Raw genomic sequence first — 25,349 nt, forward strand, 5'->3', positions numbered from 1 at the left:
CCCTTCCTTTTTGCCCCCGCGGCGGGTGCCGCAGTCTCCCGCGCTCCGCAGAGCGCAACTCCCCGCTGAGGTTCAGCGAAAAACTCCCGCCCGTTAGGGGCGAACACGCTGACGCAGTTCGAGTACCCCGCTCAGCCGGTGCTGAAAAAACTGCCGCCCGTCAGGGGCGAACACGCTGACGCAGTTCGCGTGCCCCGCTCAGCCGGTGCTGAAAAAAACTCCCCGCCCGTTAGGGGCGAACCGCCTGCGCAGTTCGCGTGCCCCGGTCAATCGGGGCAGGATAGCAGGTGAAATCTGCGATACTACTCTATTTTATTATAAAATGCACCCGCTCCTGCGTCAAGCGCAACCGCCCGGCGAAGCCTGACGAATTTTTCTAACAGCCGTCGGATTACACAATCCCCAATATGTAGTTACCAATCGAAAACAGGACAACAAAATGCAGGGAAAAGTGCCGAAAACCCAAAGCGAGCCTGTCGAAATGCGTCGAATATGACTGTTTTCTGTACTTTACAAACGGTAATACAGCGAGTATAATATAAATATATATTTTATAGTTGTGCCTTCTGCGGCACAACGCAGACGGAGAATGTTGGAATGAGTGATTTTTCGCGCACGCTTGCGCTTCTGCGACGGGAAAAGAAAATAAGTCAAAGAGCGGCAGCGGGCGACCTCGGCGTTTCGCAGGCGCTTCTCAGCCACTATGAGAACGGACTGCGTGAACCCGGTCTGTCTTTTGTCGTGCGTGCGGCGGATTATTACGGTGTGTCCTGTGACTACCTGCTCGGCCGTTCGATGGCGCGTGACGGCTCTGCTGTGCCTGCCGAGCGCATGGAGGGCACGGACACCGAGACGGAGCACAGCCGGATCGTGCAGGCGGCAGCCCTGCTGCTGCAGGTTGCCGAATCACTTGAGAGCAAGCAGCTTTCGCACGAGATCGAGTCGTATTTCGCGGTTGCAATCTACAAGGTGTACCGCTATCTCTACATGGCCGACCCGGCCGGGGTGGATGCGGTGTTCCGCGCGCCGCAGGATCGCTTCGAGTACCTGTGCGATGCCCGCATGAAAGAGCATGAGCTGAAAATCCGTCTGGCGGCCAACGGCGAGGAAGGCTGCGGTCTGACGCAGGAGAATATCCGGCGGATGCCGCTCGCCCCGAGCGAGATTGCACGGCGTTATCCGGATTTGTCGAGTGCGCTGCTGACCGTTCTGCAGCAGGTGTCGGATTCGATCGACCGGAAAAATAAAATGCAATAATTTCGGACAAACCTATTGACAAATACACCGGTGTGAGGTATACTAAATAAGTCGCTGAGACAAGACGACTTGATGAAACGCTGGTGTAGCTCAGTTGGTAGAGCAGCTGATTTGTAATCAGCAGGTCGGGGGTTCAAGTCCGTCCACCAGCTCCAATCAAGCTGGTAACTGAATATGGAAGGTTTCCCGAGTGGCCAAAGGGAACAGACTGTAAATCTGTCGTCTATGACTTCGGTGGTTCGAATCCACCACCTTCCACCAAAACAGAAGGACATTCCAAAAGGAATGTCCTTTTTCTGTTTTGGCGGAAGGTGGTTGTGGATTCGAAAGGTGGCTCTTAGAAACAGCCCGGTGGGCTGTTTCAACCACCGTGGCTTTCACCGCAGTGAAAGCGAATCCACCACCGGACGGGCAGGCACGCGCGTAGCAGTGCGGTTAGGGGACTGCACCGGACGCTCAAGTTAGGCACACACCCTAAACGAAGCGCCGGCTCTTAGAAACGTGCCGGTGGCACGTTTCAACCGGCGTGGCTTTGCCGCAGCAAAGCGAATCCACCACCGGACGGGTCGGCACGCGTGTAGCAGTGCGGTTAGGGGACTGCACCAGACGCTCAAGTTAGGCACGCGCCATATGCGAAGGAATGCAAAACAGGCACGCGCCTAATTCGAAGGAAAGAGCGCTCGTTCGATAGCGAAATCAACCTGCACAGGCGTTTGCAACGATATATTGCCGCTTGCGACGTTATCCCGTAGGGGCGCACAGTATGCGCCAGGGCAGCGCAAAATCATACGGGGCGTGGGCGAACACTCCGACTCGCTAAGAGCCGCCTACGGCGGTTGCTCGCTGGACGCCCACTGCGGTGGGTGTGTTCGCCCCTACGGTTTGGCCGGTGCAGATGGATTTACAAACGGTGTGCCGAGGTCGTACCTTAGGGCACCTTCTCTTGCGGCTTTGCCGCAGCAAAGCGAATCCACCACCGGACGGGTCGGCAGGCGTGTGGCAGTGCGGTTATAGGACTGTACCAGCCAATCACGGCAGGCACGCGCCCAATCCGAAGGGAAGAACAGGTTATCCGATAGCGAAATCAACCTGCACAGGCGTTTGCAACGATATATTGCCGTTTGCGACGTTATCCCGTAGGGGGCGCACAGTATGCGCCCGGGCAGCGCAAAATCATACGGGACGTGGGCGAACAATGTTCGCCCCTACGGGATAGATTGTACAGACCGAAAAATATTTCCCTGAGTTGACCATTCGTGGTCAATTTTTTTCATCAATTCAGCATATAGGTGAGGGCAGAACCATTGCCGGTCAGGGCAAATGCAGCAGCGCATCAGCGGGCGTGAGAACCAATCGGCGGCGACCTGAGCCGATGAAGCTGCTCCATCGAATAGAGCAAAAAACAGCCTTGTTGGGCATCAACAGGGCTTATTCCCATGCCCATCGTTTTTTCTCGCCCAGAAAACGCGATTTCTCGTCCGGAAAACGGCATTTCTCGTCCGGAAAATCCACAGAGCAGAGAAGAGCAGAGGACAGAACAGAAGAGCAGAGAAGAGCAGAGCATAGCAGAGAACAGCAGAGCAGAAACAAAATTGAGAATGGAGAATGATTCTGACTGACCTGACCCTGACTGACGAAAAGAGATTTTCTAAATTGCTTTCTGCAAATAAAAAAGGACTTCCGGTAAAACCGGAAGTCCTTGATCTATCGTTTTGGTAACGAGATTACTTAGCCATGGAAGCAACTTCTGCTGCGAAGTCGTCAACCTTCTTCTCGATGCCCTCGCCCTTCTCGAAACGAACGCACTTAACGAGCTTGATCTCGCCGCCCAGCTCCTTGGCAACAGCCTTGATGTGAGCCTCAACGGAAACCTTGTTCTCCTTAACGAAAGCCTGCTGCAGGAGGCAGTTCTCCTCGTAGTACTTGCCGATACGGCCGTCTACCATCTTGTGGATGATCTGCTCCGGCTTCGGCTTAGCAGCGGTCTTGTTCTCCTCGAGAGCCTGGATCAGGAGGATCTCCTTCTCCTTTGCGAGGGTAGCCTCGTCAACATCGGACTTGTCCAGGAAGGACGGGTTCATAGCAGCAGCCTGCATGCCGATGTCCTTGCCCAGCTCCTTAACAGTAGCGTTGTCCTTCAGACCCTCGGAAACTTCCAGACCAACCAGAACGCCGATTACGCCGCCCATGTGGTTGTAAGCAACGTTAACGGTGGAGTTGTCGAAACGCTCGAAACGACGGATCTGCAGGTTCTCGCCGATGGTCAGAACCTTCTCCTGCAGAGCGTCCTGAACGGTGCCTTCGCCCATCTTGCAAGCCTTGAGAGCCTCAACGTCAGCCGGAGCGTCCTTGATAACAACGTTAGCAACGTCGGCAACGAACTGCTGGAAGTCAGCGTTCTTAGCAACGAAGTCGGTCTCGGAGTTTACCTCGATGATTGCGCCTACGCCGCACTCATCACATACGGTAGCCTTGACCAGACCCTCAGCAGCGATGCGGTCTGCCTTCTTGGCAGCCTTAGCCAGGCCCTTCTCACGGAGCAGCTCGATAGCCTTGTCGAAGTCGCCGTCGGCCTCGGTCAGTGCCTTCTTGCAGTCCATCATGCCTACGCTGGTCATTTCGCGGAGCTTCTTTACGTCAGCAGCGGTAAAAGCCATTTTATTATTCCTCCAATTTATGATTTTACGATGAAAAAAACGTAGGGCACAACGAACACCGGCGCGCCGGGTCGTCGCGCCCTACGAACAACTCACTGAATGTTATATTGAGTTATGAATTACTCAGCCTTAGCCTCAACCTCGAGCTGCTCGCCCTGCTTGCCTTCCAGAACAGCGTTAGCCATGGTCTGGGAGATCAGCTTGATAGCGCGGATAGCGTCGTCGTTGCCCGGGATAACGTAGTCGATCTCGTCCGGATCGCAGTTGGTATCAACGATTGCAACGATCGGAATGCCCAGCTTGCGTGCTTCTGCGATCGCGTTCTTCTCCTTGCGGGAGTCAACTACGAACAGAGCGCCCGGAAGCTCCTTCATTTCCTTAACGCCGCCGAGGTACTTCTCGAGCTTAGCGATCTCGAGCTGGAGCTTGATAACTTCCTTCTTCGGGAGCAGATCGAAGGTGCCGTCAGCCTGCATCTTCTGCAGCTGGTTCAGACGAGCGATACGGGTACGCATGGTCTTGAAGTTGGTCAGCATGCCGCCCAGCCAACGTGCGTTAACGTAGAACTGACCGCAGCGCTCAGCCTCTTCCTTGATTGCGTCCTGTGCCTGCTTCTTGGTGCCGACGAACAGGATGGACTTGCCGGAAGCTGCCATATCGCGTACGAAGAAGTATGCTTCCTCGAGCTTCTTTACAGTCTTCTGGAGGTCAATGATGTAGATACCATTGCGCTCGGTGAAGATGTAGGTAGCCATTTTCGGGTTCCAACGACGGGTCTGATGGCCGAAGTGTACGCCGGCCTCCAGCAGCTGCTTCATAGAAATTACTGCCATTTTGTTTTTCCTCCTTGGTTTTTCCTCCATCCCTGATCATCTGACAGCGGCAACAGAACGAGCGTCCCATCACCGACCGCTTTCATCACGGGATGTGTGAATTCATGCTATGATAGTTTACACCAATGGGAGGGGGATGTCAAGAGGAAAGTTGAAAATTGAGGATGGAAAATGAAGAATGAAGAATGAACGATACGGTTTACGGCGTTTCTCCGGGGTTGGCAGTGCATGAAATGCATACCGCAGGGTGCTGAAATCTTTTTTCGCCGCATAAAATTATGGCAGGAGGGGATTTCTTTGCGATTGGGTTTTCGTCACACCGCGTTTCAGGCGGTATGCACGGTTTTGGTTTTATGCTTTGCGCTCGGACTGCTTGCGCGTGCCGACACGGTGCAGCCGGTATTCGGGGAGGACAGCGTGCGCGTGCCGATCCTAATGTACCACAGCATTCTCAAGGACAGCGCACGGCAGGGCAAATATGTTATCTCGCCGGCGGTTTTGGCGGCCGATCTGGACGCCTTGCAGGCGAAGGGGTATACCGCCGTAACGGTGAGCGATCTGCTGGCGTATGTACAGGACGGCGCAGACCTGCCGGAGAAGCCGGTGATGATCACCTTCGATGACGGCTACTACAACAATTACATTTATGCTTATCCGCTGCTCAAGCAGCGCGGAATGAAGGCGGTTGTGTCCATCATCGGCAGCCAGACCGCGCTTTTCACCGACAACGGAGAGGAAAACGCCTACTGGTCGCATTTGCGGCTTGACCGCCTGCGCGAAATGCAGGATGTGTTTGAGGTGCAGAATCATTCGTGGAACCTGCACGAGTACGGCGAACGCCGCGGCTGTCTGCGCCGCAGAGGCGAGGACGAAACGCGCTATGAGACGCTGCTCCGCGAGGACACCGAGCAGACGCAGACGCTCATCACGGACGCCGGACTGCCCGCGCCGACCTGCTATACCTATCCGTTCGGCGCGTGCTCCAAAGAGAGCGAAACGCTGCTCAAGAGCATGGGCTTCCGGTGTACGCTCGGGTGCGAGGAGCGCATCAATACCGTTACACGAAACCCGGACTGTCTGTTTGAACTGGGGCGGTTCAACCGTCCGGCAGGGCAGAGCACGGAACGTTTCCTGCACCGCGCGTTAGGAGAGGATTAAATGCAGAATACCATGCGATTTTCCGAGCTGCACTGCCGTGAGGTGATCAATCTGTGCGACGGAGCACGGATGGGCGAGGTGAGCGATCTGCTGTTCGATCCGGTCTGCGGACAGATTACCGCACTCGTTGTGCCCGCGCAAAGCGGCATTGTCGGACTGTTCTCCAAAAATGACTGCGTTATTCCGTGGGGGTGCATTGAAACCCTTGGGGAAGACTATATTCTGGTCCGATATAGACCTAAATAAATATAGGATTAGACCTGTACCGTAGGGCGGGGCACTCCGGAATGGCTTCTCTTGCCCTACGGAGAAGGCAAAACCACATCAAATGCAAAAAGAAAAAGGCGGACAACCGTCCGCCTTTTGGCTCAATCCTTCTTATACTTTGCAACGCCCTCGGTGTAGAGGTTGCCGCCGACCGAATCCTGCGACACGATGGCGGAGAAATTCTCCACGGTGAGACGCTTGACCGACTCACAACCCAGCTCGTCATACGCGATGACCTCGACATTCTTAATGGATGCCGCCTTCGCCGCGCCTGCGCCGCCGATGGCTACCATATAAACCGCGCCGTTGCGCGCCATTGCGTCCTGCACGCCCTGACCCCGCACGCCCTTGCCGATCATGCAGGCAAGACCTGCATCGAGCAGACGCGGTGCGAACGGGTCCATACGGCCGGAGGTGGTCGGGCCGACCGAGCCGATGACCTGACCCGGCTTTGCGGGGGTCGGGCCGGCGTAGTAGATCGCCGCGCCGTCGAGGTCGAACGGCAGCTTGTCGCCTGCGTCCATCGCGGCAACGATCTTCTTGTGTGCGGCGTCGCGCGCGGTGTAGACCGTGCCGGTCAGCGTTACGGTGTCGCCCGCACGCAGCTTCGGCGCCATTTCCTTGAGCTGTTCGGTTTTCAAATCGTAGTGTGCCATGCTTATTCCTCCGTTTTCGGGCGCAGATTGTTCAGAACCTCACGCAGTCCGTTTTTTGCCTTGTCCGGCTCGGGATGGGGCGCCTCGCCGTCCTTTTTGCCGAGCGACGCGCTGATCTTGTCAATTTCACCGAGCACCTCACCGGCCTTGCGGGCCATCTCGGCGGATTCCTGCTGGTTGCGTGCCAGAACGGTGCGGTAGTTCTCCTTGGTGGCATCCAGCTGGCGGCGCACCTGCTCGATGGTCTCCATCGACTTGCGGCGCAGCTTCTGCAACTCAACCTTGGCATCCTCCTCGATCTGCTTGGCGCGCCGGTACGCGGAAAGCTCCATCTCGGCGATCTTCTCTCTGGTCGCATCGTATTCGCCGCACTTGGCCGACAGCTTGGCGTTCTCCGAGGTCAGCCGGTCGTTTTCCGCCGCAAGCTGCGCCGCACGGGCGTTCTGCGCCTCGATCTCGGTCGCCTGAAGGGAAAACCCGCTTTCGATCTGGTCCAGCTGTGCGCGGATTTTATCGGTATCCAGCGTCATTTCGCCCAGCCGCTCGAGCAGCTCGGCGTTCTTCGCGGTAAGCGCCTCGTTCTGTGTGCGCAGCTCGTTCATCGCGGACTGAGCCTCGGTCAGCTGAGAGCGAAGCTCGGCGGTCTCGGTGTAGTATTTCGTGTCGGTTTCTTCTATGTAATGCAGTACGTCCTCGCGGTTAAAGCCGCCGAAGATGGCACTGCGGAATCCACGGGTTTGCTCGTCCATTGCAGTTCCTCCCACAATAATCTTTCTTTAGTATAGCAAATTCATGAGATAAAGGCAAATAATAATTAGTAATTACTAATTCCTAACTGCTAATTACTGACTCATATATATAATATGTGTCTTGCAATCAAAAAAAGAACGTGCTATTATTATCTTAACTTGCAAAAACGAGGAAGATGCTCAATGTTAGAATTAAAAGATTTCGAGGCAGCTGCGGACCGACTGAAAAACGTCATCCACAACATTCCGCTGTCTACGTCCTGCACCTTCTCCGCCATGACCGGCGCAGAGGTTTATCTGAAGTACGAAAATCAGCAGAAGACCGGCTCCTTTAAGGTGCGCGGTGCTTACAATAAGATTATGAAGCGCTTCGCTGAGGGTGACCTGCACGCTGTTGTTGCGTCCTCTGCGGGCAACCATGCACAGGGCGTTGCCTTTGCGGCAACCGCTGCCGGTGTAAAGTCCACCATCGTTATGCCGCGTTCCGCGCCGATCGCCAAGGTTTCCGCAACCCAGGGCTACGGTGCCGAGGTTGTTCTGGCGGGCAATATTTATGATGAAGCCTATGCCAAGGCGTGCGAGATCTGCGAGGAGACCGGCGCAGAGTTCATCCACCCGTTTGACGATGAGGATGTTATGGCGGGTCAGGGCACCATCGCACTGGAAATCCTGCGCGACCTGCCGGGCGTTGACATGATCTTCGTTCCGGCAGGCGGCGGCGGACTGATCTCCGGCGTGGCTGCCTGCGCAAAGCAGATCAACCCGCGCATCCAGATCATCGGCGTACAGGCTGAGGGCGCACCGGCGATCGCAAATTCGTTCCGCACCGGTGAGCGCATTCCGTCCGATACCGTGCACACCATCGCTGACGGCATTGCCGTAAAGACCCCGGGCGAAAAGACCTTTGAGTATATCAAGAAGTATGTGGACCGCGTTGTCACGGTTTCCGATGACGAGATTGCTTCCGCTGTTCTGCTGCTGCTCGAGCGCTGCAAGCAGGTCGTTGAGACCTCCGGTGCGGCTCCGCTTGCGGCTGTACTCAACAACAAGGTGGATGTACGCGGCAAGAAGGTCGTCTGCGTGCTGTCCGGCGGCAATATCGACGTATCCTTTATCCACAAGATTGTGGAAAAGGGCCTGATTACCCGTTGCCGTCAGCTGAAGTTCTCTGTGCTCATGCCGGATGCACCGGGCGCACTCGAGCATTTCTCGCACATCGTTGCACAGCAGAATGCCAATATCATCCTGTTCCAGCATGACCGCGTACAGACGGACCTCGAGATCGGCGAGGCGATTATCCATGTCGTCTGTGAGGTCGGCGGCGTTGACCACGCCAAGCGCCTCATCGACACCCTCACCGATGATGGCTATAAGGTGTTCACTTCGCAGATTTGATAAAAATGCAATGAAATTACAGCGTTCCGCTTGGATAGAGCGGGACGCTGTTCTTTTTTTCGGAAGAATGGAGAATTGAGAATTGAAAGTGAACGTAAACCATCACATTCGTTTTCCGCTCTCCATTTTCAATTACGCCTGCCTCCTCACTCCTGCCTGAATCAGTGACAAATGTAATATTGACAAATAAATAACGATGTGCTATTATCTCAGCGTGATAAGGAATGAAAAAACAGGTGGACGTTTTATCGCATTATTTGCCTTAAAACGGATAGAATAATAAAACCACGCATACAGTCAATCGCAGAAAGGAAGCATTACGCTATGGCAGCACACATCAACGACGAAATGCTGAACAAAATGGACGCATACTGGCGGGCGGCAAATTATCTTGCAGCCGGTCAGCTTTACCTGCTCGACAACCCGCTGCTCAAGGAGCCGCTGAAGCCTGAGCACATCAAGAAGAAGATCGTCGGTCACTGGGGCACGGTGCCCGGTCAGAACCTGATTTACGTTCATCTGAACCGCATCATCAAGCAGTATGATCTGGATATGATCCTGCTGTCCGGTCCGGGTCACGGCGGCAATTTCTTCGTGGCGAACACCTACCTCGAGGGCACTTACAGCGAGGTTTACCCGAACATCAGCGAGGACACCGAGGGCATGAAGCGCCTGTTCAAGCAGTTCTCGTTCCCGGGCGGCATTGCCAGCCACGTTGCACCGGAGACCCCGGGCTCCATCCACGAGGGCGGTGAACTGGGGTATTCTCTGGCGCACGGCTTTGGTGCGGTGCTGGATAACCCCGACCTGATCGCAACCGTAGTTGTCGGTGACGGCGAGGCGGAGACCGGCCCGCTGGCAACCTCGTGGCACGGCAACAAGTTCCTCAATCCGGTGACGGACGGCGTTGTTCTGCCGATCCTGCACCTGAACGGCTACAAAATCTCTAACCCGACCCTGCTTTCGCGCATTCCGGAGGAGGAACTGCGCAAAATGCTCGAGGGCTGCGGCTGGAAGCCGTATTTCGTCGAGGGCGATGAGCCGATGAAGGTACACCGCGCACTGGCGGACACGCTCGACACCGTAACCGAGGAAATCCTCGCCATCCGCAAGCATGCCCGCGAGACCGGCGACACGACCCGTCCGATCTATCCGATGATCGTGCTGCGCACCCCGAAAGGCTGGACCGGTCCGAAGAACGTGGACGGCAAGCAGATCGAGGGCAGCTTCCGCGCGCATCAGGTGCCGCTGATGATGGACAGCCCGGAGCACCTGCCCATGCTCGAGCAGTGGCTGCGCAGCTACCATCCGGAGGAGCTGTTCGACGAAAACGGCAAGCTGATTCCCGAGCTCAAAGCGCTGGCGCCGACCGGCGAGCACCGCATCGGCGCAAACCCGCACGCCAACGGCGGTCTGCTCATGCACCAGCTGCGCCTGCCGGATTTCCGCGATTACGGATTGAATGTTCCGGCTCCGGGTGCGGTCGAGGGTCAGGATATGATCGAGCTTGGCGCTTATGTCCGCGATGTCATCAAGCTGAACATGGACAGCCGCAACTTCCGCGTATTCGGCCCGGACGAGACCATGTCCAACCGCCTGAGCCACATTTTCGAGGTCACCGACCGCGAGTGGAACGCCGAGCGTCTGGACACCGACGAATTTCTGTCCGCAAGCGGCCGCGTGATGGACGGCATGCTGTCCGAGCACATGTGCGAGGGCTGGCTCGAGGGCTATCTGCTGACCGGCCGTCACGGCTTTTTCGCAAGCTATGAGGCATTCATCCGCATTATCGACTCGATGGCGGCACAGCACGCCAAGTGGCTCAAGGTCTGCAACGGCCTGCCGTGGCGTCAGCCGATCGCGTCGCTCAACCTGATTCTGGCTTCCAACGTATGGCAGCAGGACCACAACGGCTTTACCCATCAGGACCCGGGCTTCCTTGACCACATCGCCAACAAAAAGGCGGATGTTGTCCGTCTGTACCTGCCGCCCGATGCAAACTGCCTGCTCAGCTGCTTCGATCACTGCATCAAGAGCCGCAACTATGTCAATGTCATCGTGGCATCCAAGCATCCGCGTCCGCAGTGGCTGACCATGGAGCAGGCTGTGCAGCACTGCACCCAGGGCATCGGTATCTGGGAGTGGGCATCCAACGATCAGGGCGCAGAGCCGGACGTTGTTATGGCGTGCTGCGGCGAGACGCCGACGCTCGAAACGCTGGCTGCCGTATCCATCCTGCGGGAAGAGCTGCCCGAACTTAAGGTTCGTGTTGTCAACGTGGTTGACCTGATGAAGCTGCAGCCCGAGCGGGAGCATCCGCACGGCCTGTCCGACGCTGAGTACGACATGCTGTTCACCAAGGATAAGCCGATCATCTTCGCCTTCCACGGCTACCCGACGCTCGTTCATGAGCTGACCTACCGCCGTCATAACCGCAACCTGCACGTTCGCGGCTACAGGGAGGAGGGCACCATCACCACGCCGTTCGATATGCGCGTGCAGAATGATATCGACCGCTTCCACCTCGTCAAGGACGTTCTGCTGCGCCTGCCGCAGCTTGGCAACCGCGGCGCGTACCTCTACCAGAAAATGAGCGATAAGCTGGTGCAGCATCAGCAGTATATCAACGAGTACGGTGAGGATATGCCGGAAGTCCGCGAGTGGAAATGGAAATAATAGAGAATTGAAAATGAAAAATGGAGAATGACCGTGAAGGGATGGTTCTCCGCAGGGCGCACATTGTGCGCCCTTTTCCTTTGCATAGGCATAAAAATGTTGAAATAATGATAGAATGGCAGAGATGCAGCCGTAGGGTGCGCCAAGGTGAAATGCGGCGCAGCCGCAAGAGAAGGTGCCCTACAGTATTCGTTCAATCTATACATATGCAGCGCGGACGGAACTCGCGCAAGGACAGCACAATTCTCAATTTTCAATTTACACCTTGACACATTCCCGAAAGGGTGTTATTATCTAACTGTACTAAAACACACAGTACAGTTGATACACTCTCAAATCAACAAAAGGAAAGGAGGCGCGTCAGGTGATTAAAATCGACTATCGGGATGCCCGACCCATCTATGAACAGGTGGTGGACGGCATTGAGGGACTGGCTTTGCGTGGGGCACTGCCGGCGGACACCCAGCTGCCCAGTGTACGGCAGCTTGCGATGGAACTGTCGATCAACCCGAACACAATACAGCGCGCTTACGGAGAGCTGGAACGCCGCGGTGTGATCTACGCCGCAAAAGGACGGGGAAATTTTATATCGGACAATGCAGCGGCGCTGCGTTCCCAGAGGCTTAACGAACTGGGTGAGCAGATTACCGCACTGGCCGGTCAGGCGCGCTCACTCGGGGCGACCGAGGAGCAGCTGCGCGGCTGGGTAGAGAGGAAAGGAGAGAGCAGAACATGATTACGGCAACCAACGCGACCAAGCGGTTTGAGGACATCACGGCGGTCGATCACATCTGCGCGGAAGTGAAGGACGGCTCGGTTTATGGCCTGATCGGCTCAAACGGCGCGGGCAAGTCCACGTTCCTGCGCATGCTGGCAGGCATCCTGCAGCCGGACGAGGGCACGGTGCAGATCGACGGCAAGGACATTTTCGAGAACATTGCGATGAAGGAACGGTTTTTCTTCATCTCGGATGAGCAGTTCTTTTTCCCGAACAGTACACCGAAGGAAATGAAAAACTACTACAAGCGCTTTTACAGCAAATTCGATGAAGCGCGCTACCGCAAGCTGATGAACGGCTTCGGTCTGGACGAAAACCGCAAGCTGCGGACGTTCTCCAAGGGCATGAAAAAGCAGGTTTCGGTCATCTGCGGCGTATGCAGCGGCACGGACTACTTATTCTGCGATGAGACGTTCGACGGTCTCGACCCGGTCGTTCGCCAGACGGTAAAGAGCCTGTTTGCCGAGGATGTAGCCGACAGAGGTCTGACGCCTATCATCGCCTCGCATAACCTGCGTGAGCTGGAGGACATCTGCGACCACGTCGGTCTGCTGCATCGCGGCGGCATCCTGTTCTCGCGCGATCTGGACGACATGAAGCTCGGCATGTACAAAATGCAGTGCATTTTCCCGAATCCGCTGCCGGATTCCGCGTGGGAAGGCTTTGACATTCTGCACAAGGAGCAGCGCGGCTCGCTGTACACTATTACGGCGCGCGGCAGCCGGGAAGAGCTGCTCGCCAGGGTGAACGCGCTGAACCCGACCTTCTGCGAAATGCTCCCGCTGACGCTGGAGGAAATCTTTATCAATGAAACGGAGGTGGCAGGCTATGATGTCAAGAAACTCCTGTTCTAAGGGTCTCGTGCGGGATTGCATGAAACGCAATCTGTGGGCCATCGTGCTGTCCACGGTGGGATTCTTTATGGCACAGCTGCTGCCGGTGATTATGACGGCGCAGCACAGCCTGTCGGCACATAAGCAGGATCTGGTCAATCTGAGTGCGGCCGATGCCGCGGCAAGCTGGCAAGGCTATGTGGAGAGCGTCGGTGAGATGCTCGGCGGACAGAATGTGTTTGTCAAGCTGGCCGTCATCATTCTGGCGGTCACCTGCGGTGTGAGCATGTTCGCGTACCTGCACAATCGCCGCAAGGTGGATTTCTATCACAGCCTGCCGATTTCGCGCAGCCGCCTGTTCGCGGTAAACTACGCGACCGGTGCGCTGTGTGCGCTGGTGCCGTACCTCGTGCTGCATGCGCTGAGCATTGTCGGCGCATGTGCAATGGGCTTCGGGGAAGCGGTCAATGCATCGCTCATCGGCGTGATCGTGTCCAACGTCATTTTCTTCTTCCTGCTGTACGCGATGGCGGCTGTTACGACCATCCTGTGCGGCAACACGGTCATCACGCTGCTGCTCGGTCTGTGGGTGTACTTCGGACCGACGCTCGTAACCGCACTGTGGCAGGGTCTCAAGAGCATGTTCTTCCAGACCTATGTGACGGATGCCTCCGTGACTTCGCTGCTGTTCTGCAGTAAATTTGCACCGCTGATTCAGTATTTCGGCGTAAACGGCACGAAAATGCATAGCTGGGCAGTGGAGCCTGTCTATGCGATGGATTACTCCGCCGGGCTGCAGGAGTCGAGTGCTATCGGTCTGCTGATCGGCTATGCGGTTGCGGCGATCGTTATCACCGCACTGGCGCTGTTCCTGTTCCGCATCCGAAAGAGTGAGCGGGCGGGCACGGCACTGGCATTCAACCCGATCAAGCTGCCCGTCAAGATTATTATCTGCGTGGTTATGGGTACGGCGTTCGCTGAGATTTTCAAAATGCTGGTCTACGAATCCGAGCTGTGGTTCTGGGTCGGTCTGGTACTCGGCACGGTCATTTTCCACTGCGTGGTGGAGATTATTTATGCGTTCGACTTCCGCGCCATCTTCCGCAAGCCGCTGCAGCTGGTTATCATCCTTGCAGTGCTGTGTGCGGGTCTGCTGACCATGCAGGCGGATGTGTTCGGTTATGATGAGTGGCTGCCGGATGAGGGCAGCATTGCAGCGGCAGCGCCGATGGGTTACGTCGGTGAATCGGCACTGCTCAGTGAGCCGGAAAACATCGCGGCAGCGCGGCAGCTGGCGGCGCTCGGCGTGGAAAGCCTGAATAATACGGATGAAAATGCACAGAAGGCGTGCATCACCGTCACCTTCAAGCTGAAGAACGGCAAGGTGAAGAGCCGCTCGTATGAGCTGCCGGCCACAGACGAAGTGTTCACGCTCAAAAAGCAGATTTACCAGTCCGCAGAGTACAAGCAGAAGGCGTGGTCGCTGTTTGCGCTCGGCGAGGTCAATGAGGGTTATCACCGCAACATTGTTTTCTACACCAACGGTGACGGCTACAACGGCGTCGGCACACTCAGCGACTCGCAGAAGGCGCAGGAGATCATTGACACGCTCAAGGCAGAGACGCTGACCCACACCGGAGACGCAATGCCGGTGCTGCGCATGGAATTCTCGCAGCAGAACAACGACGATTATTACAACGAGGGTGCCGTATGCGTGACCGACAAGGACGTAAAGACGCTTGCACTCATCAAAAAGTACGCCAATATCGTTCCCAAGGCCATCAGCGCGAAAAACGTAAAGCTGATTACACTGAGCATCTATCTGCCGGATAAAGACTTCTGGCAGGGCGTGCAGGTGACCGACAGGGCGGACATTGACGCGCTGCTCAAGAATGCGGTCAACATTGACGCAATGAATCTGTACGGCAGCGATGCGATGGCGTACGGCGTTATGCAGCAGTTTACCCGCAGCAACGTATCCGTGACCTACACGGACGAAAAGGGCGATGAGTGGGATGCAAGCGCAGGCTACACCGAAGAGGATTATCCGAAGGATATCATCGAGAAATACCGTGCACAGGCGGAGAAGGACGCGGAAAACGGCGTCGAGTCTGTACAGGACGGTGATGTTGCCTATACAACGGAAGTGCCCCTCGGATGAGAAAGCGCGGTATCATCGGCACGCTGCTTCTGCTGGTGTACCTTGCAGGTGTGGGACTGTTTACCGGTCCTTCACTGGCGCAGCTGCTCGTTGGCCATCTGCCGCAGCCAAGGCTGGAGCTGATTCCGTTTGCGGATATGATTTCCGTGCTGACGGACAAAAACGCGGTCGGACTGGGCGCGTTCGTGAACATTGCCGGAAATATCGCGCTGCTGTTTCCGCTCGGGCTGTTCCTGCCGCTGTTCTGGCGGTGGTTCGAGCGGGCAGGCCGCACCATCCGGTGGTGCTTCGGCACCTCGCTCAGCATTGAGCTGATACAGCTGGCCGCGGGCGGCGTCACCTCGGCAGATGATCTGCTGCTCAATACGCTCGGCGGTGCGTTCGGCTTCGCGGCGGCAAGGCTTCTGATGAGAGCGTGTCCCAAGCTCGCGCCGCAGGGCGAGGGAAGGGCAGAGTGGGCAGCACCGCTTGTCTGCTGGCTCGTCATCATCGCGGCAAGTACAATATCCGATCTGCTGATTCTGTGGTAGGAGACAGCGGGTCGCAGGATAGAGAGTAATATACGGAAAACAGGCACACCGTGAGGTGTGCCTGTTTTGGGGTTAACGGGTGAAAATGCTCGTAAAAATGAAAAAACGCCGTGTTGGCGTTGAATTGACGGGGTTCGACAGAATATGATATAATGCAGATGGACGCTGTTGCATAGTAGCGGTCAGACCCACATTCCTTCCCGTGGTCAGCGGCAGGAAGGAGGTGGCGCGCGTGCAGAAAAAGGCTTGGAAACTCCTTGTGTGTGCAGTAATCGTGCTGTACATTTTCTGTATAAAAGCGCATTGACCGCTCGGATTAGGCCCCGGAGCGGTCAATGACTTTTAGTTGTTGATCAGTAAAGGGTCTGACTGCTGTGACAGCGTCCCTTGAGTTCATTATAACATATGCTTGGGTTTTGTCAAGTGATGAAACCGGAGCGCTTGTTTGGCTTTTGGATTGGGCGCGTGCCTGCCGTGATTGGCTATTGCCGCCCATGGTCGCACTGCTACATGCGTGCCGACCCGTCCGGTGGTGGATTCGCTTCCGTTGTGACGGAAGCCACGCCGGTTAAAACGTGCCACCGGCACGTTTCTAAGAGCCGGCTTTCGAATCCATTCCACCTGACACCAAAAAAGAACCGATACTCGAATGAGTATCGGTTCTTTTGGTGGAAGGTGGTGGATTCGAACCACCGAAGTCATAGACGACAGATTTACAGTCTGTTCCCTTTGGCCACTCGGGAAACCTTCCATATTCAGTTACCAGCTTGATTGGAGCTGGTGGACGGACTTGAACCCCCGACCTGCTGATTACAAATCAGCTGCTCTACCAACTGAGCTACACCAGCGTTTTGTCAAGCCGTCTGTCTCAGCGACTTATATATAATAGCATGCAGAGAACAAATTGTCAACAGCTTTTTGCAAAGTTATCGAAAATAATTGTAAAGCCCTGTAAACCGCTATCGGAAAAAGGCGGACACACCGGTCCGCCCCTGCGTATGGATTAAACGAACATATTTTGCACCAGCACCATGTAAAGCACCGTGCCGACGCCGATGGACAGCAGGTTATTATGCTTCCAGATGTGCAGCAGCGCCGTGATGGCAATGCACAGCAGCTCGGGAATACCATGCGTACCCGTCACCCAGCCGACGTTCTTGAGGCAGTACACGACCAGCAGCGCGATGACTGCGGGCGGCAGGGTAGAGCCGAGGTATCGGATGATCGGCGGAATGGGCTTGGAGCCGTTGAACAGCAGGAACGGCGCGACGCGCGTTGCAAATGTGCAGACGGCTGCCACGGCGATCATGGCGATAGCGTATGTCGTTGTCATATCAGGCGACCTCCTTTGCCAGACGGCCGCGCATAGCGACCAGCATGACGCAGATTGCGAGCATGGCGGGCAGGATGAAATTGTCCGGCCCGAGGATGGCGAGCGACACAGCTGCTGCAGCCAGCCCCATCAGTGCAGGAATGTGGCACTTCGTGCTCTGCCATTGCTCCACAAAGATCACTGTGAACAGCGAGGTCATGGCAAAATCAATGCCGGTGGTGTCAAACGGCAGTATGCCGCCGATGATCGTGCCGAGCACCGAGCCGAGGATCCAGTAGCTATGATCCAGTATGGCGATCCAGAAGCGCATATCGCCTGCATCAATGCCCTCGGGCGTCTTGACCGAGCACAGCAGGGAATAGGTCTCATCGGTCAGCGAGAAGATCATGTACCACTTGCGGCGGCCCATCGCATGAAAAGTCTCCAAAAAGGACAGACCGTAGAAGATATGCCGGCAGTTGAGCAGCAGTGTCATCACAGCAACGGTAACAAGGGATGCCTTGGCTGCCAGAAGCGACACAAGCAGATACTGTCCCGAGCCTGCGTAGATGGTCAGGCTGCAGAAGAAGGACCAGATCGATCCGAAGCCGATATCGCGCAGCATAACGCCGAATGCGAAACCGATGAACAGATAGCCGCACAGTACGGGTATCGTGGCGGTAAAGGCAGGACGAAGCGCCTTTTTCATGGAAATCACCTACATACTATAAGGGTAAAAGAAAAGCGCTCTGCGAACAGAGCGCTTTGGCATTTCAACGTAAACGCACAAATCGTTAAAATCAGATAGCGCGGGTAACCTTGCCGGAACGGAGGCACCGAGTACATACGTTGATATGGCGGGGAGTACCATCGACCATAGCCTTTACGCGACGAACGTTCGGCTTCCAGGTTCGATTGGAACGACGGTGAGAGTGGGAAACCTGAATACCAAAGGTCACACCCTTATTGCAAATATCGCACTTTGCCATTTTCCTGCACCTCCTTCTTTCGGGCATTGCATAGCAGATATTATATTACCACATGTATAGAATGAATGCAAGCATTTTTTTCAGAAAAAGAGAAAATTTCAAGTTTTCCTGCGGTCCGTGCGGAAATCGTTGAAAATAACAGGAAAATAGGGTATAATACATCTATATCTACTTTATGTATATACAAGGCAATACCGCACAATTAAAGCTGCGGTGCTTTGCGGAAATTTTGTGCCCTGACTTCGTTGCAATTTCACGGTAATACAACAAGTATTACCGCAAAACTGCGCCTCGTCAGTACGCAAAATTTACTCGCAAATCGCTCTTGTTCAATTATGTGGTATTGCCATAAAACAGCAGAGTAAAGAGGATATATTAATACCTGCCACAGCGGAAGGGAGCATTATACTTATGCAGTTAAAAGAATTCGGTGTCAGCTTGGGCGATCTGATCCATGAATTTAATTTTGAGGTCGTTTACGGTCCGGAAGGCTTTGAAAAGACCGAGATCACCAAGGACGACGTAAACCGTCCCGGTTTGCAGCTGGCAGGATTTTTTGATTATTTCGATCCGAACCGTATCCAAATCATGGGCAAGGTTGAGTCCAGTTATGTAGAGGGTCTGTCGAGCGAGGAGCGCCGCAGCCGTTTCGACCGTCTGTTCGAGACCGGCATCCCTGTGCTGCTGCTCTCGCGCAACATTGACGTATTTTCGGAGTGCCTTGCGGCTGCACAGGAGCACGGTGTGCCGATCCTCCGTACCAACGAGTTTACCTCTACCATCATGAGTGCGATCATCGCCTCCCTCAAGGTCAATCTTGCACCGCGTGTTACGCTGCACGGCGTACTCATCGAAATCTACGGCGAAGGTGTGCTTCTGCTCGGTGACTCCGGTGTCGGCAAGTCCGAGACCGCGATCGAGCTGGTAAAGCGCGGCCACCGTCTGATCGCGGACGACGCGGTTGAGATCAAGCGTGTATCCGACAAGACGCTCGTCGGTACGGCGCCCGAGGTTATCCGCCACTTTATCGAGCTGCGCGGCATCGGCATTGTTGATGTTCGCCGTATCTTCGGTGTCGGCGCGATTAAAATGACCGAAAAGGTTGAGCTTGTCATCAACCTCGAGCCGTGGGAGGACGGCAAGCAGTACGACCGTCTCGGCATGGACAGCCAGACGACCTCCATCCTCGATATCGCGGTTCCGAGCCTGACCATTCCGGTAAAGCCCGGCCGTAACCTTGCTGTTATCATCGAGGTTGCAGCGATGAATGACCGTCAGAAGAAGATGGGCTTCAACGCCGCGAAGGAACTGCAGGAGCGTATGCTCAAGCAGTACGGCAACTGATAAAAGGTAAGGCAATACCGCACCATGCAAGCGGTGCTGCCCTCAACAATTCAATAAAAGGTGGGGATCTTTATGAAAAAAGCAGCGGTATTGGTATGTATGGCGTCTGTTCTTCTTTCGGGATGCAGCGGTGCCGGTGGGGAAAAGGTGTCGCAGACGGCGGATTCGTCCGCGCAGGCGGTCGCGTCCGAGCTGGCAAAGACCGACTGGACGGCAGTCAGCACCGATATAAACAGCGATGACGCTGCGTATGTGATGGCGCATAGGGACACGGTTGCGCTCGACAGGCTGATCGCGTTTACACTTACAGCCGATGGCGGGCCGAGTGAGGGCGCGTGCGAGGAGCTGCGAAGCCGTTTTCTGGAATCGCCGCACACTGTTCTGGCGTATCTGGTGCTGATGGGCGATCAGACGGTATCGTCGGACGACAGCACACCGGCGGCGGAGTTCATCTGCGGGCAGATTGCCTCGGCAGATGCTGCATGGCATGACGGCTCGGAGGAGTTTGCACAGGTAATGGAATCGTGCAAAGCCGACTATCCGGAAGGACCGGCGGCGGAGCTGCTGAGCAAAATGGAGACGGCACACGAAGCCTCTCTGGAACGAAATAAATAAGGTATGCAGGCAAAAGCGTGACTTTGACGGTCATGTCTTTTGCCTGCGTTTTCTTTTAGGGAAAACGACTAAACAGAGCGGATGTTTTTTGTTGCACTCACCGAAAGAAAACCGGGAACAAAACCACTTCCGGACCGTCTAACTGGGTATAAAAGGAGGTAGTTATTATGATGGAGAAAAAACGAATGGCGGCATTGCTTGCAGCGGTGCTGTTCGGCATGAGCGCGATTCCCGCCGGAGCGGTGAACCTGATCGACACGGACGCGGCAGCGACCGACTCCGCCGAGCACGCGGAGCTTGACCTGTACGGCGTGCGCGCCACAGTAACCGACAGGCAGGACGGCGAGCTGACCGTCAGCACCGAAACCGCAGGCACAGTTGTGGTGCATATTGCGGAGCAGACGATCATCATGGACACGCAGACTGGTTTGCCGGCAGGCGCGCAGGATATCAAGAAAGGCGATGAGGTGTACCTCTACTGCGGGGAAATGATGGCGCTGTCCGAGCCGCCGCAGGTGTATGCCAAGGCGATTCTGGTCAATCTGACCGACGAACATGAGCCTGCCAATCTGTTGTCCGCCGAGCAGGTGAAGAAGAACGCGGACGGCAGTCTGACCGTGCAGGCAAGCGACGGCAGCCTGATGCTGAACATTGCGCGGAATGCGTCTGTTACGCCGTTCGGCACGAAAAATAAGGCGAAACTCGATGATATTCGCATGGGAACCCGGTTTTTCGCATGGTATGACACGATTCTGGAGAGCTATCCGGCGCAGGCGGGTACGGACAAGGTCGTGCTGCTGCCGCAGGAGGATGACACGTTCGCCATCGTCATTGAGGGCGACATAGTCGCAGGCGAAGGCCGCATGACGAACGGCGTGGCGATGGTGCCGCTGCGGACGGTCGCGGAAACGCTCGGCTACACGGTGAGCTGGAACGCCAAGGACCGCACGGTGCACCTAACCAACGGCACGGTGCAGACGACCGTGACCATTGGTCGGGACGAATACTTCCACGCGACCGCAATGCCGGACGCAGACGGCATGAGCGCACCGAAGGCACTCGGCGCCGCGCCCTATATCGCGCAGAGCAGAACGTGGGTTCCGGCGGAGCTGTTCGGCCTGCTCGGCGAGCAGATTGAGATGCGCGGGGACGCGCTGTATCTCGGCGGGGTGCCGAATGCTTTCACCGGAGAAGCCGATGAGACGAATGCGTTTAACATCGTGTGCAAGGACAAGACGCTCGACAAAGGGCACATGGAAAACGGCGTGGCTATGGTGCCGCTCCGTGAGGTCGGCGAAGCCCTCGGCTACACCGTGACGTGGGACATAGAGAACCGTCAGGCGAAGATGAACAACGGCAAGGTTATGACGCATATAAACATCGGTGAGGATTCCTATATCCGTTCGGTGATGAACGGCGACGGCACGGAAGCACCGGTTTCGTTCGGCGCGGCGCCGTATTTCGCTGATGGCAAGACGTGGGTTCCGGCAAAGCTGTTTGAACTGCTCGGAGAACAGGTTGAAATGAAAGGGAATACGCTGTATCTCGGTGGAACGGAGAACTAAATACGAGAAAGGATGACCGCCATGAAACGAAAGTGGAAAGCCTGCCTGTGCATAGCCGCGTTCCTGCTGGCCGTGCTACCGGTCTCCGCAAGCGCGGATTCGGGCCCGAAACCGCAGATCACCATTCAGGTGCAGAATGCGCCGCCGGGAACGTGCTGCATTGATCTGCAGACATTCGGTTCTCCGAAAGAGGACTGGTTCGATAATCTGGAATGGAACCATATCGACCGTTCTACGCTGGACAAGGATATGGTTGTGGCGCTGGAAAATGCCTGTCCGAGCGACCGGCATTATGTGATGCTGCACGGTACGAATGCACCTGTGAATTTTGAGCAGACAAGTGATAACAATGCGACGTTTGGTTATTTCGGCGTGCCGAATATCTTTTGGATTGCCGTGTATTCGGCTGAGACCGGTCAGGTGCTGGTTTCTGAGACGCAGTTCCGTGACCAACTGCAGCAGTCGTATACAATCGACTACCTCACCGGTGAGGTGAGGGCTGGAAGTGCCATGTTGAGTTATCTCAAACAGTTCGCGTCCTCGCTGCTGCCGACGCTGCTGCTTGAGGGAATCCTGCTGCTGCCGTTCGGCTTCTGGGACAGGCGCAACGCAAGGCTGTTCCTCGGCGTAAACATCGGCACACAGCTGCTGCTCACGGTCGTAACGGCGGTCTGCATGCGGATTGGCATGCCGTTCTACCGGTATCTGGTATTTGCGCCGCTTGAGTTTGTGATTTGGATCATCGAGGCCGTTATTTACCGTAAACGGCTGCAAACCCGGCGGGAAACGGCTCATCCGATCGTTTACGCGCTGTGCGCCAACGCACTGAGCGCGGCCGCAACTTTGTTCAGCGTGCACATGATATTTCCGTGGGTTTGAGTGAAAAGAACCTGTCAATCGACAGGTTCTTTTGCGTATTTCGTCGTTTTGTGGTATGCTATACGGAGCAAAGGAGGCGAGCGGCCGTGTCAGCCAAAGCATACTATCATCTGCCCGGATTGTTTGAATTTTACGAGTTTTACCGCGCATTCCTACCGTTATACCGCGCAAATCGTGACTGGTTTTACGACTGGTGTGAGATTGGGTCCATTTACGGCGCACCGGCGGACTGCCTCTGGGGAGGCGGACGAGCGGGTTTCGGTGAGTGCGGCGCACGCGAAGCGCTGGCTCTGGCGCAGGAATACGGCATTTCCGCGCGGCTGACATTCAGCAATTCGCTTCTGCGCGAGGAACACCTGTCCGACCGCAAATGCAATGCACTCTGCGAGCTGTTTTCGCGGGCAAACGGCGTACAGAACGGCGTAATCGTGCATTCCGAGCTGCTGACCGACTACCTGCGGACGCGGTATCCGGCGCTGTACCTCGTGTCGTCCACGACCAAGGTACTGACCGATTTTGACGATTTCCGGCGCGAGCTGGACAGGGAAGAATTTCGGTATGTCGTGCCGGATTTTCGATTGAATAAACGGTTTGAGGAATTAAACGCCTTGTCGCAGGTGCACAAAGATAAGGTGGAATTTTTGTGCAATGAGTGCTGCTGGTTCGGGTGCAGTGACCGTAAGCAATGCTACGAGGTTGTCAGCCGCAAAAATCTCGGTGAGGACTGCGAGCACCGGTGCAAAGCACCGGATGCACAGAGCGGCTATCGGTTCTCCAAGGCGATGGAAAATCCGGGGTTCATCGGCGTTGATGCTGTTCTGCGGACGTATCTGCCAATGGGATTTTCGCAGTTCAAGATCGAGGGCAGGGGACTGGGCAGCGCGCTGATCCTCGAGTTTTTGCTGTATTATATGACAAAACCGGCGTATCAGCTGCGCGTGAGAGAAGAAATTTATCTGGATAATATGTTAGACCTGTTTTAACGCATAAGAAAAGAACCTGTCGTAAGACAGGTTCTTTTTCGCATAAGCAAGCAGAAATTACTTGTTCTTATTCTTGATGTACTCGTCCATCGCGGCAGCGGCACGCTTGCCAGCGCCCATTGCGAGGATAACGGTAGCCGCACCGGTAACAGCGTCGCCGCCGGCGAATACGCCGTCCTTGGAGGTGATGCCGTGCTCGTCATCAGCCACGATGCAGCCCTTGCGGTTGGTATCCAGACCCGGAGTCGTGTGACGGATCAGCGGGTTCGGGCTGGTGCCGATTGCCGCGATAACGCAGTCCAGATCGAGCACAAACTCGCTGCCCTCGACCAGAATCGGACGGCGGCGGCCGGATGCGTCAGGCTCGCCCAGCTCCATCTGCTGGCACTTGAGGCCGGTGACGTTGAAGTTCTCGTCAGACAGCACCTCGAGCGGCGCGGTCAGGAACTTGAACACAACGCCCTCTTCCTTCGCGTGGTGAATCTCCTCGAGACGAGCCGGAAGCTCCTTCTCGGAACGGCGGTATACGATGTAAACCTCTTCCGCGCCCATGCGCTTTGCGCAGCGAGCGGCGTCCATGGCTACGTTGCCGCCGCCGACAACAGCGACCTTCTTCGCGTGGTAGATCGGGGTGTCAGAGTTCTCCTTGTACGCCTTCATCAGATTGATGCGAGTCAGGTACTCGTTTGCGGAGTAAACGCCGTTTGCGTTCTCACCCGGAACACCGATAAAGGTCGGCAGACCGGCACCGGAGCCTACAAAGATAGCCTCGTAACCGTCACCGAACAGCTCGTCGATGGTCTCAGAACGGCCTACAACGAAGTTCAGAACAAACTCAACACCGAGGTCCTTCAGCGTGTCGATCTCCTTCTGCACGATGGTCTTGGGCAGACGGAACTCCGGAATGCCGTACATGAGTACGCCGCCGGCGGTGTGCAGTGCCTCGAAAACGGTAACTTCGTAACCCATGCGTGCCAGATCGCCTGCACAGGTCAGACCGGCCGGGCCTGCACCAACGATGGCAACCTTGTGACCGTTGGATTCCGGCTTTACTGCCTTTTCGGTGCTGTTTTCGCGCGCGTAGTCGGCTACAAAGCGCTCCAGACGGCCGATTGCTACAGCCTCGCCCTTGATGCCGCGTACGCAGTGGCACTCGCACTGGCTCTCCTGCGGGCATACACGGCCGCAGACAGCGGGCAGTGCGGAGGTCTCCTTGATCTTGGCAGCCGCCTCGAGGAACTTGCCCTCGGCAACCAGAGCGATAAACTCCGGAATCTTAACCTGTACCGGGCAGCCGGTCATGCAGGGCTTGTTTTTGCAGTTCAAGCAGCGCTGTGCTTCCTCGATCGCCATTTCAGCGGTATAGCCGAGCGTTACCTCTTCAAAGTTCTTATTGCGGACGTCCGGCGCCTGCTCGGGCATCGGGCACTTCTTCGGATTCATATTCGGCATGATTACTTGACCTCCTTCTTGAACAGATTGCAATGCTCCTCGCGGCGCTCTACCGCTGCGCGCTCCTGTGCCTTGTACATGGCACCGCGGCGCATTGCACTGTCAAAATCAACGAGGTGACCGTCGAAATCCGGGCCGTCAACGCATGCGAACTTGGTCTCGCCGCCAACGGTAAGACGGCAGCCGCCGCACATGCCGGTACCGTCAACCATGATGGTGTTCATGGAAACGATGGTCTTGATGCCGTACGGGCGGGTGGT

23 protein-coding genes and 4 tRNA genes are annotated in these 25,349 nt (G+C 55.9%); 16 read left to right on the plus strand and 11 right to left on the minus strand.

Features of this window, described 5'->3' with window-relative positions; genetic code table 11:
* The first annotated feature begins 597 nt into the window (after window positions 1-597).
* The 3 genes from DW088_RS09035 to DW088_RS09045 all read left to right on the plus strand — a co-directional run bounded on the left by DW088_RS09035 (window position 598) and on the right by DW088_RS09045 (window position 1,518).
* On the plus strand, window positions 598-1,257 hold the full coding sequence (locus tag DW088_RS09035; protein ID WP_118285335.1) for a helix-turn-helix domain-containing protein: 660 nt from the start codon (window positions 598-600) through the stop codon (window positions 1,255-1,257).
* A 79-nt stretch (window positions 1,258-1,336) separates the two neighbouring features.
* Window positions 1,337-1,412, plus strand: a tRNA-Thr gene (locus DW088_RS09040).
* A gap of 21 nt (window positions 1,413-1,433) precedes the next feature.
* A tRNA-Tyr gene (locus tag DW088_RS09045) sits at window positions 1,434-1,518 on the plus strand.
* Window positions 1,519-2,981: 1,463 nt separating this feature from the next.
* On the opposite strand, the gene tsf is transcribed toward DW088_RS09045, so the two are convergent.
* Together tsf and rpsB are read right to left on the minus strand one after the other, a co-directional pair.
* Window positions 2,982-3,914 (minus strand): translation elongation factor Ts, encoded by a 933-nt coding sequence (tsf, locus tag DW088_RS09050; protein ID WP_118360456.1) that lies wholly within the window; start codon window positions 3,912-3,914, stop codon window positions 2,982-2,984.
* 119 nt (window positions 3,915-4,033) lie between these two features.
* Complete coding sequence (rpsB, locus tag DW088_RS09055; protein ID WP_118360457.1) at window positions 4,034-4,747, minus strand: 30S ribosomal protein S2; 714 nt, start codon at window positions 4,745-4,747, stop codon at window positions 4,034-4,036.
* A gap of 297 nt (window positions 4,748-5,044) precedes the next feature.
* Between rpsB and DW088_RS09060 the strand changes: the two genes are divergently transcribed.
* Together DW088_RS09060 and DW088_RS09065 are read left to right on the plus strand one after the other, a co-directional pair.
* The gene (locus DW088_RS09060) at window positions 5,045-5,905 is read left to right on the plus strand and encodes a polysaccharide deacetylase family protein (RefSeq protein WP_158574649.1); all 861 of its coding nucleotides are present in this window, start codon (window positions 5,045-5,047) and stop codon (window positions 5,903-5,905) included.
* The gene (locus DW088_RS09065) at window positions 5,906-6,151 is read left to right on the plus strand and encodes a YlmC/YmxH family sporulation protein (protein ID WP_110436514.1); all 246 of its coding nucleotides are present in this window, start codon (window positions 5,906-5,908) and stop codon (window positions 6,149-6,151) included.
* Window positions 6,152-6,273: 122 nt separating this feature from the next.
* Here DW088_RS09065 and DW088_RS09070 read toward each other — a convergent pair whose 3' ends face one another.
* Window positions 6,274-6,828, minus strand: coding sequence for a FumA C-terminus/TtdB family hydratase beta subunit (locus DW088_RS09070; protein WP_116704940.1), 555 nt, complete (start codon window positions 6,826-6,828; stop codon window positions 6,274-6,276).
* Between the two features lie 2 nt (window positions 6,829-6,830).
* A complete protein-coding gene (locus tag DW088_RS09075) occupies window positions 6,831-7,577 on the minus strand; it encodes a hypothetical protein (RefSeq protein WP_117492274.1) in 747 nt (248 codons plus the stop codon).
* 183 nt (window positions 7,578-7,760) lie between these two features.
* Between DW088_RS09075 and ilvA the strand changes: the two genes are divergently transcribed.
* From ilvA to DW088_RS09105, 6 genes are all read left to right on the plus strand, one after another.
* Complete coding sequence (ilvA, locus tag DW088_RS09080) at window positions 7,761-8,972, plus strand: threonine ammonia-lyase (RefSeq protein ID WP_118360459.1); 1,212 nt, start codon at window positions 7,761-7,763, stop codon at window positions 8,970-8,972.
* A gap of 324 nt (window positions 8,973-9,296) precedes the next feature.
* A complete protein-coding gene (locus DW088_RS09085; RefSeq protein WP_118360460.1) occupies window positions 9,297-11,648 on the plus strand; it encodes a phosphoketolase family protein in 2,352 nt (783 codons plus the stop codon).
* Window positions 11,649-12,012: 364 nt separating this feature from the next.
* Entirely contained in the window at window positions 12,013-12,384 is a 372-nt protein-coding gene (locus tag DW088_RS09090) for a GntR family transcriptional regulator (RefSeq protein WP_118360461.1), read from the plus strand.
* Window positions 12,381-13,280, plus strand: a complete 900-nt coding sequence (locus tag DW088_RS09095) for an ABC transporter ATP-binding protein (RefSeq protein WP_117751839.1) — start codon at window positions 12,381-12,383, stop codon at window positions 13,278-13,280. Before DW088_RS09090 ends, DW088_RS09095 begins: the two co-directional genes overlap by 4 nt.
* On the plus strand, window positions 13,255-15,420 hold the full coding sequence (locus tag DW088_RS09100; RefSeq protein ID WP_118360462.1) for a DUF6449 domain-containing protein: 2,166 nt from the start codon (window positions 13,255-13,257) through the stop codon (window positions 15,418-15,420). The genes DW088_RS09095 and DW088_RS09100 overlap by 26 nt, the downstream gene beginning before the upstream one ends.
* The gene (locus DW088_RS09105; RefSeq protein WP_118360463.1) at window positions 15,417-15,950 is read left to right on the plus strand and encodes a VanZ family protein; all 534 of its coding nucleotides are present in this window, start codon (window positions 15,417-15,419) and stop codon (window positions 15,948-15,950) included. The genes DW088_RS09100 and DW088_RS09105 overlap by 4 nt, the downstream gene beginning before the upstream one ends.
* A 666-nt stretch (window positions 15,951-16,616) precedes the next feature.
* Here DW088_RS09105 and DW088_RS09110 read toward each other — a convergent pair.
* The 5 genes from DW088_RS09110 to rpmB all read right to left on the minus strand — a co-directional run bounded on the left by DW088_RS09110 (window position 16,617) and on the right by rpmB (window position 18,251).
* A tRNA-Tyr gene (locus DW088_RS09110) sits at window positions 16,617-16,701 on the minus strand.
* Between the two features lie 21 nt (window positions 16,702-16,722).
* Window positions 16,723-16,798: transfer RNA gene (locus DW088_RS09115), tRNA-Thr, on the minus strand.
* A gap of 155 nt (window positions 16,799-16,953) precedes the next feature.
* The gene (locus DW088_RS09120) at window positions 16,954-17,283 is read right to left on the minus strand and encodes a branched-chain amino acid transporter permease (protein ID WP_118360464.1); all 330 of its coding nucleotides are present in this window, start codon (window positions 17,281-17,283) and stop codon (window positions 16,954-16,956) included.
* Window position 17,284: 1 nt separating this feature from the next.
* The gene (locus DW088_RS09125; protein ID WP_118360465.1) at window positions 17,285-17,971 is read right to left on the minus strand and encodes an AzlC family ABC transporter permease; all 687 of its coding nucleotides are present in this window, start codon (window positions 17,969-17,971) and stop codon (window positions 17,285-17,287) included.
* 91 nt (window positions 17,972-18,062) lie between these two features.
* The gene (gene rpmB / locus DW088_RS09130) at window positions 18,063-18,251 is read right to left on the minus strand and encodes a 50S ribosomal protein L28 (protein WP_110436524.1); all 189 of its coding nucleotides are present in this window, start codon (window positions 18,249-18,251) and stop codon (window positions 18,063-18,065) included.
* Window positions 18,252-18,662: 411 nt separating this feature from the next.
* Here rpmB and hprK point away from each other — a divergent pair, with 411 nt between their 5' ends.
* The 5 genes from hprK to DW088_RS09155 all read left to right on the plus strand — a co-directional run bounded on the left by hprK (window position 18,663) and on the right by DW088_RS09155 (window position 23,637).
* A complete protein-coding gene (hprK, locus tag DW088_RS09135) occupies window positions 18,663-19,595 on the plus strand; it encodes an HPr(Ser) kinase/phosphatase (RefSeq protein ID WP_118360466.1) in 933 nt (310 codons plus the stop codon).
* A gap of 72 nt (window positions 19,596-19,667) precedes the next feature.
* Window positions 19,668-20,210 (plus strand): hypothetical protein, encoded by a 543-nt coding sequence (locus DW088_RS09140; protein WP_118360467.1) that lies wholly within the window; start codon window positions 19,668-19,670, stop codon window positions 20,208-20,210.
* A gap of 167 nt (window positions 20,211-20,377) precedes the next feature.
* A complete protein-coding gene (locus DW088_RS09145; RefSeq protein ID WP_118360468.1) occupies window positions 20,378-21,775 on the plus strand; it encodes a copper amine oxidase N-terminal domain-containing protein in 1,398 nt (465 codons plus the stop codon).
* A gap of 21 nt (window positions 21,776-21,796) precedes the next feature.
* Window positions 21,797-22,654: a hypothetical protein gene (locus DW088_RS09150; RefSeq protein WP_147356559.1), complete on the plus strand. Its 858-nt coding sequence runs from the start codon at window positions 21,797-21,799 to the stop codon at window positions 22,652-22,654.
* A gap of 86 nt (window positions 22,655-22,740) precedes the next feature.
* Window positions 22,741-23,637: a hypothetical protein gene (locus DW088_RS09155; protein WP_118360470.1), complete on the plus strand. Its 897-nt coding sequence runs from the start codon at window positions 22,741-22,743 to the stop codon at window positions 23,635-23,637.
* A 57-nt stretch (window positions 23,638-23,694) separates the two neighbouring features.
* Here the strand turns inward: DW088_RS09155 and gltA are convergent, their stop codons facing one another.
* Together gltA and DW088_RS16290 are read right to left on the minus strand one after the other, a co-directional pair.
* Window positions 23,695-25,089, minus strand: a complete 1,395-nt coding sequence (gene gltA / locus DW088_RS09160) for an NADPH-dependent glutamate synthase (protein ID WP_118360471.1) — start codon at window positions 25,087-25,089, stop codon at window positions 23,695-23,697.
* A gap of 2 nt (window positions 25,090-25,091) precedes the next feature.
* Window positions 25,092-25,349, minus strand: a 258-nt coding sequence (locus DW088_RS16290) for an iron-sulfur cluster-binding protein (RefSeq protein WP_442861182.1), incomplete at its 5' end; no start/stop codon positions are given.

It is taken from the genome of Butyricicoccus sp. AM05-1 (genome assembly GCF_003474415.1).
In the GTDB taxonomy this organism is placed as follows: domain Bacteria; phylum Bacillota; class Clostridia; order Oscillospirales; family Butyricicoccaceae; genus Agathobaculum; species Agathobaculum butyriciproducens.

What these genes read in the sequence shown, in the direction of transcription:
- DW088_RS09035 (WP_118285335.1), top strand. Translation starts at nt 598, where the DNA reads ATGAGTGATTTTTCGCGCACGCTTGCGCTTCTGCGACGGGAAAAGAAA.
- tsf (WP_118360456.1), bottom strand. Translation starts at nt 3,914, where the DNA reads ATGGCTTTTACCGCTGCTGACGTAAAGAAGCTCCGCGAAATGACCAGC.
- rpsB (WP_118360457.1), bottom strand. Translation starts at nt 4,747, where the DNA reads ATGGCAGTAATTTCTATGAAGCAGCTGCTGGAGGCCGGCGTACACTTC.
- DW088_RS09065 (WP_110436514.1), top strand. Translation starts at nt 5,906, where the DNA reads ATGCAGAATACCATGCGATTTTCCGAGCTGCACTGCCGTGAGGTGATC.
- DW088_RS09070 (WP_116704940.1), bottom strand. Translation starts at nt 6,828, where the DNA reads ATGGCACACTACGATTTGAAAACCGAACAGCTCAAGGAAATGGCGCCG.
- DW088_RS09075 (WP_117492274.1), bottom strand. Translation starts at nt 7,577, where the DNA reads ATGGACGAGCAAACCCGTGGATTCCGCAGTGCCATCTTCGGCGGCTTT.
- ilvA (WP_118360459.1), top strand. Translation starts at nt 7,761, where the DNA reads ATGTTAGAATTAAAAGATTTCGAGGCAGCTGCGGACCGACTGAAAAAC.
- DW088_RS09085 (WP_118360460.1), top strand. Translation starts at nt 9,297, where the DNA reads ATGGCAGCACACATCAACGACGAAATGCTGAACAAAATGGACGCATAC.
- DW088_RS09095 (WP_117751839.1), top strand. Translation starts at nt 12,381, where the DNA reads ATGATTACGGCAACCAACGCGACCAAGCGGTTTGAGGACATCACGGCG.
- DW088_RS09100 (WP_118360462.1), top strand. Translation starts at nt 13,255, where the DNA reads ATGATGTCAAGAAACTCCTGTTCTAAGGGTCTCGTGCGGGATTGCATG.
- DW088_RS09105 (WP_118360463.1), top strand. Translation starts at nt 15,417, where the DNA reads ATGAGAAAGCGCGGTATCATCGGCACGCTGCTTCTGCTGGTGTACCTT.
- DW088_RS09120 (WP_118360464.1), bottom strand. Translation starts at nt 17,283, where the DNA reads ATGACAACGACATACGCTATCGCCATGATCGCCGTGGCAGCCGTCTGC.
- DW088_RS09125 (WP_118360465.1), bottom strand. Translation starts at nt 17,971, where the DNA reads ATGAAAAAGGCGCTTCGTCCTGCCTTTACCGCCACGATACCCGTACTG.
- rpmB (WP_110436524.1), bottom strand. Translation starts at nt 18,251, where the DNA reads ATGGCAAAGTGCGATATTTGCAATAAGGGTGTGACCTTTGGTATTCAG.
- hprK (WP_118360466.1), top strand. Translation starts at nt 18,663, where the DNA reads ATGCAGTTAAAAGAATTCGGTGTCAGCTTGGGCGATCTGATCCATGAA.
- DW088_RS09140 (WP_118360467.1), top strand. Translation starts at nt 19,668, where the DNA reads ATGAAAAAAGCAGCGGTATTGGTATGTATGGCGTCTGTTCTTCTTTCG.
- DW088_RS09145 (WP_118360468.1), top strand. Translation starts at nt 20,378, where the DNA reads ATGATGGAGAAAAAACGAATGGCGGCATTGCTTGCAGCGGTGCTGTTC.
- DW088_RS09150 (WP_147356559.1), top strand. Translation starts at nt 21,797, where the DNA reads ATGAAACGAAAGTGGAAAGCCTGCCTGTGCATAGCCGCGTTCCTGCTG.
- gltA (WP_118360471.1), bottom strand. Translation starts at nt 25,089, where the DNA reads ATGCCGAATATGAATCCGAAGAAGTGCCCGATGCCCGAGCAGGCGCCG.